This window comes from Nocardia sp. NPDC057227, from assembly GCF_042669725.1.
GTDB classification, from domain to species: domain Bacteria; phylum Actinomycetota; class Actinomycetes; order Mycobacteriales; family Mycobacteriaceae; genus Nocardia; species Nocardia asteroides_A.
The window spans coordinates 609,350-621,349 of sequence record NZ_JBHUXA010000001.1 but is presented as its reverse complement, the minus strand read 5'-3'; the positions used below and the strand labels follow the sequence as shown (position 1 = coordinate 621,349).

At 74.9% G+C, this 12,000-nt stretch carries 11 protein-coding genes; 9 read left to right on the top strand and 2 right to left on the bottom strand.

Annotation, left to right across the window (positions count from 1 at the left end; all coding sequences use genetic code 11):
* The first annotated feature begins 288 nt into the window (after positions 1-288).
* From ACFUJ1_RS03190 to ACFUJ1_RS03160, 7 genes are all read left to right on the top strand, one after another.
* Positions 289-1,215, top strand: coding sequence for a CorA family divalent cation transporter (locus ACFUJ1_RS03190; RefSeq protein ID WP_378641877.1), 927 nt, complete (start codon positions 289-291; stop codon positions 1,213-1,215).
* A gap of 162 nt (positions 1,216-1,377) precedes the next feature.
* Positions 1,378-2,337, top strand: a complete 960-nt coding sequence (locus ACFUJ1_RS03185) for a S1C family serine protease (RefSeq protein ID WP_378641875.1) — start codon at positions 1,378-1,380, stop codon at positions 2,335-2,337.
* Positions 2,338-2,477: 140 nt separating this feature from the next.
* Positions 2,478-3,704, top strand: coding sequence for an ABC transporter substrate-binding protein (locus ACFUJ1_RS03180; RefSeq protein WP_378641873.1), 1,227 nt, complete (start codon positions 2,478-2,480; stop codon positions 3,702-3,704).
* Between the two features lies 1 nt (position 3,705).
* Positions 3,706-4,716 (top strand): ABC transporter permease, encoded by a 1,011-nt coding sequence (locus ACFUJ1_RS03175; RefSeq protein WP_378641872.1) that lies wholly within the window; start codon positions 3,706-3,708, stop codon positions 4,714-4,716.
* Positions 4,713-5,555, top strand: a complete 843-nt coding sequence (locus ACFUJ1_RS03170) for an ABC transporter ATP-binding protein (protein ID WP_378641870.1) — start codon at positions 4,713-4,715, stop codon at positions 5,553-5,555. Before ACFUJ1_RS03175 ends, ACFUJ1_RS03170 begins: the two co-directional genes overlap by 4 nt.
* On the top strand, positions 5,552-6,940 hold the full coding sequence (locus ACFUJ1_RS03165; protein WP_378641868.1) for a PLP-dependent cysteine synthase family protein: 1,389 nt from the start codon (positions 5,552-5,554) through the stop codon (positions 6,938-6,940). The genes ACFUJ1_RS03170 and ACFUJ1_RS03165 overlap by 4 nt, the downstream gene beginning before the upstream one ends.
* A complete protein-coding gene (locus tag ACFUJ1_RS03160) occupies positions 6,930-8,633 on the top strand; it encodes a copper resistance protein CopC (protein ID WP_378641866.1) in 1,704 nt (567 codons plus the stop codon). Before ACFUJ1_RS03165 ends, ACFUJ1_RS03160 begins: the two co-directional genes overlap by 11 nt.
* Here the strand turns inward: ACFUJ1_RS03160 and ACFUJ1_RS03155 are convergent.
* On the bottom strand, positions 8,627-9,301 hold the full coding sequence (locus tag ACFUJ1_RS03155) for a TetR/AcrR family transcriptional regulator (RefSeq protein WP_378641864.1): 675 nt from the start codon (positions 9,299-9,301) through the stop codon (positions 8,627-8,629). The genes ACFUJ1_RS03160 and ACFUJ1_RS03155 overlap by 7 nt on opposite strands.
* Before the next feature lie 91 nt (positions 9,302-9,392).
* On the opposite strand from ACFUJ1_RS03155, the gene ACFUJ1_RS03150 reads away from it, so the two are divergent.
* A complete protein-coding gene (locus ACFUJ1_RS03150; protein WP_378641862.1) occupies positions 9,393-10,313 on the top strand; it encodes an ATP-binding cassette domain-containing protein in 921 nt (306 codons plus the stop codon).
* A complete protein-coding gene (locus ACFUJ1_RS03145; protein ID WP_378641860.1) occupies positions 10,310-11,119 on the top strand; it encodes an ABC transporter permease in 810 nt (269 codons plus the stop codon). Before ACFUJ1_RS03150 ends, ACFUJ1_RS03145 begins: the two co-directional genes overlap by 4 nt.
* Here the strand turns inward: ACFUJ1_RS03145 and ACFUJ1_RS03140 are convergent.
* On the bottom strand, positions 11,064-11,855 hold the full coding sequence (locus ACFUJ1_RS03140; protein ID WP_378641858.1) for a TVP38/TMEM64 family protein: 792 nt from the start codon (positions 11,853-11,855) through the stop codon (positions 11,064-11,066). The two genes, ACFUJ1_RS03145 and ACFUJ1_RS03140, sit on opposite strands and share 56 nt — an antisense overlap.
* Between the last annotated feature and the right edge of the window lie 145 nt (positions 11,856-12,000).

Below are 12,000 nucleotides of genomic sequence, written 5' to 3'. Positions count from 1 at the left end.
GGGCGAGACCGATCGGTCTCGCCCCGCTCCGGCTTTCGCCCCGGTGACGTGGAGGGGAACATCCGTCTGCGCGATTGACGAACGGGCACAGCGGGTTCTCTAATGGTCGGCGGCGCACGTCGCGCCCACCCCCGGAGCTCGTGCGCGGAAGTCGGGTGCGCTCCGGGAATCCTCGCTCACGCACCGGAAGGGCTCGCCATGACCACGATCCACCCGACTGCCGAGAAGTGCCCGCGCGCAATCGTTCTCCGCGCGGCAGCAGCAGTCTCGCACGGAGGGTAGGGCGCCGTGGCCGTTTCCGCCGTCTCCCCCGTCCGCTTCGACACCGAGGTCCTGCAGCAGCACTGGATTCCGCTGCCCGCGGGCGACCACGACACCGCCGCCGTGCTCCGCGAACGCCTCGGCGTCGACTTCGCCGAGGCGGGGGAGCGGATCTGGGCCACCGAGGACTTCCTCTACGTCCCGGTCGCGCTGGACTACCTGGGCGCGGGCCGGGTGCAGCACGGCAGCGTGGTGTTCGCGCTCGGGCGCGAGTTCCTGGTGACGCTGCAGCCGCGCGAGCACTTCCCGCCGTTCGACGCCGCCATCGTCGAGATGCGCAGGCGCGCCGAGCTGACCGCGTCCGCGCACGGTGTCATGTACACGCTGCTCTGGGCCATGAACGACGCCGCGGAGCAGGTGGTCGAGTACGGCGGCGCGCTGGTCGACGCGCTGCGCGACGATATCGACGGCCCCGGCGGGGTGCACTACGGGCGGGAGATCGCCCCCACCGCGGTGCGCGAGCTCATGGCCCGGATCGGCGCCGTCGAGGAGACGCTCTCCCGGGCCCGCCGCGCCCAGGTGCGGCTGGCGCGCGCCGCCAGGCAGCTGCGGGCCGAGACCACCGGCCGCAACGCCGGGCTGCGGCCGCTGCTGGACGACCTGCTCGACGATGTGGACGGGGTCGCGCAGCAGGCGGGGTTCGAGCACGACCGGGTCGGCTACCTGCAGCAGTCGCTGCGCACCAGGCTCGACGCCGAGCACACCCGGATCGTGAAGGCATCGGCGGTGCTCTCCGCGGTGCTGCTGCCGCCCATCCTGATCGCCGCGCTCTACGGCATCGACGCGAGCTGGATGCCGGAGCTCTCCTGGCAGCACGTGGTGCTCGCGACCGTCCCGCTCAGCATGCTCGCGGTCGCCGTCGCGCTCGCGATCGTGGCGCGCCGCGGCCGCTGAGCCGAGCCGCCGCGGCGGCCGAGGGGCCGGCGGCAGCGGCGCGGTGAGCGGCAGGGCGTGGCCGCGGCTGGAACACGCCGTGCCGCCGCTGTTTTCCGGCGTGGCGTCGGGCCGCCCGGTGCAAGCTGAATGCGGATGTATTCCGCAGGCAGGGGGTGCGCGGTGTCGCGTGAGTTCGGACCCGAGGAACTACCGGAGCCCGCGCAGGTGGGCGAGCCGGTGCAGGACGCCTACTCGCGCGCGGTCGGCGCGGTCACCGAGACCGTGCTTCCCGCTGTCGCCGGGGTCGCCACCCGGCGCTCGGCGGGGTCGGCGGTGGTCTGCACCGACGACGGGCACCTGCTCACCAGCGCGCACCTGATCGGCCCCGCGGAGAGCGCCGACGTGCGCTTCGCCGACGGCACCGTCGTCGTCGCCGACGTGGTCGGCAGCGACCCGCTCAGCGACATCGCGGTGCTGCGCGCCCGCGGCGGCGGCCCGGCCCCCGCCCGGCTCGGCGACGCCGACGGGCTCACCCTCGGCAGGCTGGTGGTGGCGCTGGCGGACCCGGCCGGGCCGGGCGGCGCGGTGAGCGCTGGCGTGGTCGGCGCCGTCGACCGCGCCGTCCCGGTGCTCTCCCGGCGGGCCGGGCGGTTGGTGGAGCAGGTGCTGCACACCGACGTGCGCTGCGAACCGCACGCCGCGGGCGGGCCGCTCGCCGACACCGCGGGCCGGGTGATCGGCGTGCTCACCGCGGCCGCCGGAATCGGCGGGCTCGCGGTGCCGATCGGCGCGGTCGCCCGCCGGGTGCTGGACACCCTGCTCGCCGATGGCCGGGTGCGCCGCGCCTACCTCGGCGTCGTGGTCGCGGCCGCGCCGGTACCGCCCGACCTGCGGCAGGTGGCCGGGCAGGCGGCCGGGGCGAGGGTCACCGCGGTGGTGCGCGGCGGCCCCGCCGACCGGGCGGGGATCCAGCGCGGCGACCTGCTGCTCGGCGCGGGCGAGGCGGTGCTCACCGGGGCGCGGGAGCTGCAGCGGCTGCTCTTCGCCGAGGCGATCGAGGTCACGCTGGCGGTGACGCTGCTGCGCGCGGGTGCGCCGGTCACCGTTGACGTCACGCCGCCGGAGTGGCTGCCCGCCTGAGCGGGCGGGCAATCGGATCGCGCTGACCCGAATGGTTTTCGGCCGCGGTGGCCGGTGCCAAGCTGATCCCCATCGCGATCCCAGGGGGCTCGACCGGTGTGTGCGGCCGGGATCGCCATCCGGTGAGGGAAGGGCGAACCATGGCGCAGGACGAGAACGGGGTCACCCCCGGCACCGAGCCGCCCGCCGACGGGGGCAGCACCGCCGCAGCGGGAAGTCCGGCCGCGCCGGAGAACACCGCGGACGTGGGGGAGCCGGCTGCGCCCGCGAACGGCACAGCGCCGGACCTCGTGCAGAGCGCGGCGCCCGAGCCCGACCCGGACGAGACCGCCGACCTCGAGGCGCCCGCCGAGCCGGAGCCGCCCGCGCTCTCCCGGCGCACCCTGCTCGCGGGCACCGGGATCGCCGCCGCGGTGGTGGCGGGCGGCGGGCTGGCCGCCTGGCTCACCACCCGGCGCACGCCAGGCACCGGCGGCGTCGACCGCGCGCTGCGCATCGGTTTCGGCGGCGGGGTCTGCGAGGCGCCGCTGTACGTGGCGCACCACCAGCGCATCTTCGAGAAGCACGGGCTGAACGTCGAGATCATCAAGACCGGCGGCGACGAGATCAAGGACGCGGTCGGCGCGGGCAAGCTGGACGCCGCCCCCGGCATCTTCTTCTCCTGGCTCAAGCCGATCGAGCAGGGCATCGACGCCAAGCTGGCGGCCGGGCTGCACGAGGGCTGCCTGCGCATCGTCGTCCCGAACGACAGCCCGATCACCTCGGTCGCGCAGCTGCGGGACAAGCCGGTCGGGGTGGCCGCCATCGGCGACTCCGCCATGTCGTTCTTCTCCCTCGACCTGGTGGACGCCGGGCTGAACCCGAGCGAGGACGTGGACTGGCGGGTCTTCGCCAACGATCAGCTGCCGGACGCGCTGGCCCGCGGCGAGATCGTCGCCATCGCCGCCAGCGACCCCACCGGGCTGCTGCCGACGCTGAAGGGCAAGGCCCGCGAGCTCACCAACAACTCGCAGGGCGCCAACCGCCAGCTCTACTGCTGCGCCACCGCGGTGAACGGCAGGTTGCTGCGCGAGGAGCCGGACACCGCCCGCAAGCTGATCACCGCCTGGGCCGAGGGCAGCCGCTGGGCGGGCGCCAACATCACCGAGACCGCGAAGATCGAGGTGGACAACAAGTACGCCGCCGCCGACCTCGGCACCGTCGAGGCCATGCTGAAGAGCTACGGCTTCAACCCGTCGGCCAACCGGCTCAAGGGCGAGATCACCCCCGGCATCGCCAAGTTCGCCAAGACCGGCTACCTGGACAGGAAGACCGACCCCGAGGCGCTGGCGACCAAGGTCTACGCCGACCTCGGGCTCAGCTGGTGACATGACCACCACCGTCACCGCCCCCGCCACCGCACCCGCCGGGGCCACCGCCGAGCGGCCGCGGCGGTACCCGCCGACGGCGGGCTTCGCGCTGACCTGGTCGATCTGGGCGCTCACCGCGGGCGTCACCCTGCTGGTCCCGGACGAACTGCACGTCGCCGCGCCCACCGTGGTCGGCGGGATCTTCGCCGCCTGGAGCCTCGCGCTGCTCGGCTGGGCGGTGTACGCCTACCGGGACCGCGCGGCGACGCTGCGGCTGCGGCACCACACCCCGTGGATCGCGGTGCTCGGCGCCTGGACGCTGTTCTGGGAGTTCAGCACCGCCAAGACCGGCTGGCTGGAGCCGCCGCACTTCGCCTCGCCGCAGCAGCTGCTGCTGGTCTTCCACGACGACGCGGGCATTCTCGCCTCCAGCACCTGGCACTCGCTGGTGCTGCTGCTCACCGGCTTCACGATCGGCGCGGTGGCCGGGCTCAGCACCGGCATCGCCATGGGCTGGTCGAGGCTCGCGTCGTACTGGGGGAACCCGGTGCTGCAGACGGCCGGGCCGGTGCCGTCCGGCACGCTGCTCCCGGTGGTGCTCGTGCTCTTCCCGACCACCTACAGCGGCAGTATCTTCATGGTGGCGTTCGGCGTCTGGTTCCCGGTCGCGGTGCTGACCAGGGCCGGGATCGCCGGGGTCGGGCGCGGCTACTTCGACGTCGCGCAGACGCTCGGCGCCTCGAAGCAGTTCCTGATCTGGCGGGTGGCGGTGCCGGGCGCGCTGCCGAGCATCTTCACCGGGCTGTTCATGGGGCTCGGCGCCTCGCTGGCGGCGCTGGCCGTCGCCGAGCTGCTCGGCGTGAAGAACGGGCTCGGCTGGTACATCCAGTGGACCAAGGGCTGGGCCGCCTACCCGCGCATGTACGCGGCGATCGTCATCATGGTGCTGCTCTGCCGGACCCTGATGCTGGTGTTGTTCCGCATCCGCAATCGGGTGCTGGCCTGGGAGAAGGATCTGGTGCGGTGGTGACCGAGCGGGGAATCGCGATCGAGGTCGACGGCGTCTCGCACCAGTTCGCGCTGGCCGGGCCGCGGCCGCGCGGCCTGCTGGACCGGGTGCTCGGCCGCCCGGCGCCGCAGCCGAGCGCGGCGCAGCAACTGGGCAGGCTGCGGGTGCTCACCGACATCTCGCTGACGCTGGCGCCCGGCGAGTTCGTGGCGCTGCTCGGGCCCTCCGGCTGCGGCAAGTCGACGCTGCTGCGGCTGCTCGCCGGGCTGGAGCGCCCCTCGCGCGGCGCGCTGCGTGCCGACGGCGCCCCGATCACCGGCCCCGACCCGCAGCGCGCGCTGATGTTCCAGGACCCGACGCTGTTCCCGTGGCGCACGGTGGAGCAGAACGTGGCGCTCGGCCCGCAGGCCCGCGGCACGCACCGCGCCGACCGGGAGCGGATCACCGAGACGCTGCACATGGTCGGGCTGGACGGCTTCGGCCACTCCTACCCGGCCCAGCTCTCCGGCGGTATGGCGCAGCGGGTCGCGCTGGCCCGCGCGCTGGTCAACCGCCCGCGGCTGTTCCTGCTGGACGAGCCGCTCGGCAAACTCGACGCGCTCACGCGCGCGACGCTGCAGTCCGAGATCGAACGGCTGTGGCAACAGGACGGATTCACCGCGGTACTGGTGACCCACGACGTGGACGAGGCGCTCCGCCTCGCCGACCGCGTCGTGGTGTTCACACCGCGACCCGGAAAGGTGGTACGCGACGTGCCGATCACGGTTCCGCGCCCGCGGGCGCACGACGATCCCGAATACCTGCGGCTGCGCCGGGAGATCCTGGCGCACCTCGGCGAGACCGGGAAGGCCGTCGCATGACCGCGGTCAGCCCGCGCGGCGCCGGGGTGTACGAATCGGTGGACGCCGCCATCGGCAACACCCCGCTGGTCCGGCTGAACCGGGTAACCGATGGCGTCACCGCCACGGTCTACGTCAAGTTGGAGTACCTGAACCCCGGCGGCAGCGTGAAGGACCGGGCCGCGCTCGGCATGATCGACGCCGCCGAGGCATCCGGCGCGCTCCGGCCCGGTGGCGTCGTGGTCGAGGCGACCTCGGGCAATACCGGCATCGGGCTGGTCGCCATCGCGGCGGCACGCGGCTACCGGACCATCGTGGTCGTACCGGACAAGTCGAGCCGGGAGAAGGTGGCGCTGCTGCGCGCCTACGGCGCCGAGGTGCACGTGACCCCGGGCGGGCGTCCGGTCGGCCACCCCGAGCACATTCGCAGCATCGCGCTGAAACTCGCCGACGAGACGCCGGGCGCCTGGTTCGCCGGGCAGTACGACAACCCGGCGAACCCGGAGGCGCACCGCACCACCACCGGCCCGGAGATCTGGGCGCAGACCGAGGGGCGGGTCACGCACTACGTGGCCGGGGTCGGCACCGGCGGCACCGTCACCGGCGCGGGGGAGTTCCTGCGCGAGATCTCGGCCGGCCGGGTGACGGTGATCGGCGCCGACCCGACCACCTCGGTCTACGGCGGCGGCGACGGGCGCGCCTGGTACGTGGAGTCGGTGGGGCACTTCCTGCACCCGGAGACCGAGGAGGACCTCTGGCCCGAGTCGTACCACCCGGAGGTGGTGGCGCGCATCGAGTCGGTCGGTGACGTGGAGGCGATCTCGCTGCTGCACCGGCTGGCCCGGGAGGAGGGGCTGCTGCTCGGCGGGTCGTCCGGCACCTCGGTCGCGGCCGCGCTGCGGGTGGCCCGCGATCTGGGGCCCGATGACGTGGTGGTGGTGATCGCACCGGATTCCGGGCGCGCCTACCTGTCCAAGTACTTCGATGACGAGTGGCTGGGGCGCTTCGGGTTCCCGCTGGTGGGGCAGCTCGCCGAGCCGTCGGTGGCGGATCGGGTCGAGGTGTCCGGGGTGGCGCGGGTGATCGGCTCCAAGGCGACGGTCGGCGAGGCGCGGGCGCTGCTCGGCTCCGCTCCGGTGCTGCCGGTGGTCCTGCATCGGGTCACCCCGGGTGATCCGGTGGCGGCCGAGGTGCAGGGCAGTGTGCGGGCCGCCGCGCTCGCGGGTGTCGACGACGCGGAACCCGTTGCCGCGCATCTGGAACCGCCGCTGCCGCTGCTCGGCAGCACCGAACCGGCCGCTGCCGCGCTGGAACGCGCGGGCGACGGGCCGGTGCTGCTGGTGCACGAGGGGCGGGCCGTCGCGGTGCTCGGCGAGGCGGAGCTGGCGCGGTTGCGTGCGGGGTGAGGGTTCGCGGTGCGGTGCTGATCGGCTGAGGCGAGTCGGTCTCCTGCTGACCGGGTGGGCGGCGCTCCTGCTGCTGCTGTCCGCGCCCGCGGCCGCGCACGCGGTGCTGGTCGGCACCGATCCCGCGTACGGTGCCGCCGTCGACGCCGCCCCGGCGCGGGTCTCGGTGACCTTCGACGAGCCGGTCACCGCCACCGACCGCGGCGTCTCGGTGCTCGACGACGCAGGCGAGCGGGTCGACCTGGGCCGGGTCGGGACCACGAACGGCGGCCGGACCGTCGTGGCCGAGCTGCGCCCCGGCCTCCGGGACGGCACCTACCTGCTCGGCTGGGTGGTGCTCTCCGCCGACGGGCACACGGTCAGCGGTTCCAGCGTCTTCGGCGTCGGCGGCCCGCCGAACCCGTACCCGGTCGAACCGGTGCGCGACCCCGCCGAAGCCGCCGCCGACACCGTCGTCCGGCTGCTCGCCGCGCTCGGCTACGCCGGTTTGGTCGCCGCCGTCGGCATCCCCCTGGTCACCGCCGTCCTGCGCCTGGATCGCCCGGCCGCCGCGCGGTCGAGTCCCGTCGCACTGTCCGGCGCCACCACCGCGGGGGCGACCACTGCGGGGGCCGCCACCGCGGAGTCCGGCGGCACCGCGGAGTCCGGCGGCACCGCCGTACCGCTCGGCGCGACCGCGGCGGTTCGGCAGCTCGTCCGGATCGGCGCCGTCACCCTCACGGTGGCCTCGCTGGCGACCTTCGCCGCCATCCCCGTCCGCCTGGCGGGCACCCCCGGCTGGTCCGACCCCGAGGTCTGGCGCGCCGCAGCGACCTCCGCGCTCGGCACCGCCACCCTCGTCCGAGCCGCCGCCGCAACGGTTCTCGCCCTCGGGGCGGCCCGGCGCACCGTCGCGTTCGGCGCGGGCGCCGTTGCCGTCCTCGCCACCGCCGCCTCCGGCCACGCGATCGCGGGCCCGGACCGCCTGCTCGCGGTCCCGCTCACCGCCCTGCACGTCGCCGCCATGGCGATCTGGCTCGCGGGCCCCCTGCTCATCCTGCTGTTCCGCCACCACCGGGACCGCGCCACCCTCGTCGCCCGCTTCGGCGCCATCGCCGTCCCCGCCGTCGCGGTCCTCGCGCTCACCGGCCTCTACCGCACCTGGCGCGCCACCGACCCGCTCGCCGCGCTCTGGTCCACCCCCTGGGGCCTGCTGCTCCTCGGCAAACTCGCCGCCGTCACCCTCGCCCTCACCGCGGCCGCCGCTTTCCGCGCCCGCCGAGCCCCCCTGCGCCTGGAGCTAGCCGCCCAGCTCACCGCACTCGCCCTCACCGCCGTCCTGGCCGGAACCACCCCCGCCCGCGACGCCTACGACCCCGCCGTCACCCTCCCGGTCGACCTCGGCGACACCCGCGCCGAACTCACCATCGACGGCGCCGCCGCGGGCGAACAGCGCTGGACCATCCGCCTCTACGACCGCACCGGCGCCCCCATCCCCGCCACCTCGGTCGACGCCCTCCTCACCCGCCCCGACGACGCCGCGGGCCCACTCCAGGTCCGGCCCCGCCGCGTCGAACCGGTCGAACTGGCCCCCGCCTACTTCGAGGCCGACCGCGTCCGGGTGCCGCTGGCAGGCGACTGGCGCATCCGCCTCACCGTCCGCTTCGACCGCACCGCCGCCTACACCGCCACCGTCCCGCTCCGCGTCTACTGACCCTTCCCGGCGATCCCGAAGAGCAGCGCGTCGATCCCGGCCCGGAAGGCGGCATCGGCGTCGAACGAGCCGCCGGGCGCGGGCGCGCGGGCGAAGAGCGCTGCCAGGTGCGGGTAATCCCCCCGCGCCACCATGGCGAGCAGCGCGGCCGGATCCTGCCCGGCGCCAACCGCACCCGCCCCCTCCTGCGCCACGAAGGTGCTGATCCAGCCGGTGAGCTGGGCGATCCCGACCATGACGGTGGTGCCGTCCAGCCCGGCCGGGCCGAGCGCGCCCGCGAGGTGGTCCAGGTAGCGCAGCGAGTTCGGGCCGAGCGCGGACGGGATCACCCGCTGCACCCAGGGGTGCCTGCGGTGCAGCGCCCGCGCCTGCTCGGCGACCGCGAGCACGTCGGCGCGCACGTCGCCGGTGAGCGGCGCCAGCTCGTACTCGGCCGCCACGTGGTCGACCATGAGCGCGAACAGGTCGTCCTTGCCGTCGACGTAGCGGTACAGCGAGGCGGCCGCGGTGCCGAGCCGCTCCGCCACCCGGCGCATGGCCACCGCCGCCAGCCCGGACTCGTCGGCGATCCGCACGCAGGCGGCGGCGATGTCGTCCAGGGTGTGCGCCGGCCTCGGCCCCGGCCGCACCTGCTCGGCCCGCAGCCACGGTGAGTTCGCGGATGACATCGGACCAGAATGCCTCGAGCCGGTAATTGCGAACGCTGTACGCGGTCGGGTACCGTCAACTGCGAACGTTGTTCCCGAACGAGGGGTTGTGGTGTCCGCCATCGAAACCGAAGCGCTCCGAATGCGATACGGGGCCCGCGCCGTCGTCGACGGCATCGATCTCCTGGTGCCGGAGGGCACCGTGCACGCGCTGCTCGGGCCGAACGGTTCCGGCAAGACCACCACCGTGCGCATGCTCGCCACCCTGCTCCGCCCCTCCGGCGGGCGCGCCAGGGTGCTCGGCCACGACACCGTGACCGCGGCGCGCGCGGTGCGGCAGCGGATCGGGCTGGTCGGCCAGTTCCACGCCGTCGACCCGATGTCGACCGGACGGCAGAACCTGGTGATGTTCGCCCGGCTCAACGGCCTCGCCGCACCCGCGGCGCGCCGCCGCGCGGACGACCTGCTCGCCCGCTTCGACCTCGCCGACGCCGGAGACCGCCTGGTGCGCACCTACTCCGGCGGGATGCGGCGCCGCCTCGACATCCTGGCCGGCACCGTCGTCCGCCCCGAGGTGCTCTTCCTGGACGAGCCGACCACCGGCCTCGACCCGCACAGCCGCGACGACATCCACCGCTACCTCGCCGAGGCGGTGGCGGCGGGCAGCACCGTGCTGCTCACCACCCAGTACCTGGACGAGGCCGAGCGGCTCGCCGACGCCGTCACCATCCTGGACGCCGGGCGCATCGTCGCCACCGGTTCGCCCGCCGAGATCGTGCGGACCGTCGGCGTCCGGCTGGAGGTCGCCGTCCCCGACGACCAGCGCCCGGCCGCGGCCGAGGTCATGGCGGCGCTCGGCGGCACACCGGTCCCGCAACTGGACGCGACCTGGCTCTTCGACGCCGCCGCGCCCGCGCTGCCCACCGTGGTCCGCGCCCTGGACGCCGCCGGGATCGAGGTGCGCGACATCGGCCGCCGCACCGGCACCCTGGACGACGCCTTCCTGGCGCTCACCGCCCGGCGGGCCGCATGACCGCCCCCGACCGCACCACCCCGGCGGGCAGCGCCACCCGGGTCCTGGTCCGGCGCGTGCTCACGAACCACCGCAACAACCCGGCGCTGCCCGCCATCACGCTGGCCGCCCCCGCGGGGATGATGCTGCTGTTCGGCTTCGTCTTCGGCGGCGCGCTCGCCGCCGGGCAGGACGTCGTCGCCTACCGCTCCTACCTGACCCCCGGCATCCTGGTCCTGGTCGCCGCCACCGGCGTGGTCGCCACCGCCGTCACCGCCGCCGCCGACCTGCGCAGCGGGCTCACCGACCGGATCCGCGCGTTGCCGCTCGCCCCGATCGCCGCCCCGGCCGGAATCGCGGTGGCGGAGACGCTGATCGGCATCCTCGCGCTCGGCGTGATGGCCGTGGTCGGGTTCCTCTCCGGCTGGCGGATCACCGCGGAGCCGGGGGAGATCGCGCTCGCCGTGCTGCTGCTGATCGGCTTCCGGTTCGCGCTGGCCTGGCTCGGCGTCGCGCTCGGCGCCACGATCCGGGACGAGCAGGTGCTCCAGCAGACCGCGCCGCTGATCTTCGGCACCATCATGTTCTCGAACATCTTCGTGCCGACCGCCACCATGCCGACGGTGCTCGCGGCCGTCGCGGAGTGGAACCCGGTGAGCGCGGTGGTCGCGGCGCTGCGACAGCTGCTCGCCGACGCGGCCCCCGCCGCCGACGCGAGCCTGCCGCTCCGGCACCCGATCGCGGCGAGCGCGATCTGGATCGCCGCGCTGCTCAGCCTCGCGGTCCCGGCAGCGGTGCGGCGCTACTCGGGCGCGAGCCCGCGCTGACGGCAGAGTTCGTGCCAGCGGCGGAAACCGCGCCGACGGCCGAGTTCGCGCCTGCGGAAACCGTGCTGACGGCCGAGTCCCCGGCCGTTGCCGCGTCTCTCGGCTGCCAGCGACTGTCGAGCACCAGCCCGGCGACCCCCATCAGCAGGCACGCCACCGAGACCGCGATCATCTCCGGCGAGGTCCCGCTGACCAGCGCGTCCGCCAGGATCACGGTCGCGGCGGTGCCGGGCAGCGAGCCGAGCACCGTCGCGCCCAGGTACGGCCAGAAGCGGATCGAGGAGAGCGCGCAGCAGTAGTTCACCACCGAGAACGGCGCGAACGAGATCATCCGCAGCGACCACACCGCCAGCCAGCCGCGGCGGCGCAGCCGCTCGTCCACCGCGCGCACCGCGGGGTGCGTGAGCCGCGCCGCCACCCGGCGCCCGTCCAGCCTGCGGACCAGCAGCAGCGCGAGCGCGGCGCTCACCGTGGTTGCGGCCAGCGCGACGGTGAGCCCGAGCCCGACCCCGAAGAGCACCCCGCAGCTCACCGTGAGCACCGTCCGCGGCACCGGCGCGATGGTGACCAGCGCGTAGAGCGCGAAGAAGACCAGCGGGAAGACCGGGCCCACCGAGTCCGCCCACTCCTGCACCCGGGCCGGGCCCGGCAGCGGCGCGAGCACCGCGGCCGCGCAGACCACGAGCACCGCGGCGAGCAGCGCCAGGGCGCGGGGGGAGCGGATGAGCTGGATCACCCGGGCGAGGTTACCGGTTGGTACTGCCGGGCCTCGGTCGGCGGCCGGGAGGCGGCCGCTAGCATCGAAGTGACGACAGACGAATCCTCGTTAACCGGTATGCCCACTGACCTGGGCGAACATCCGGTTCGGGGCGGTGCACGCG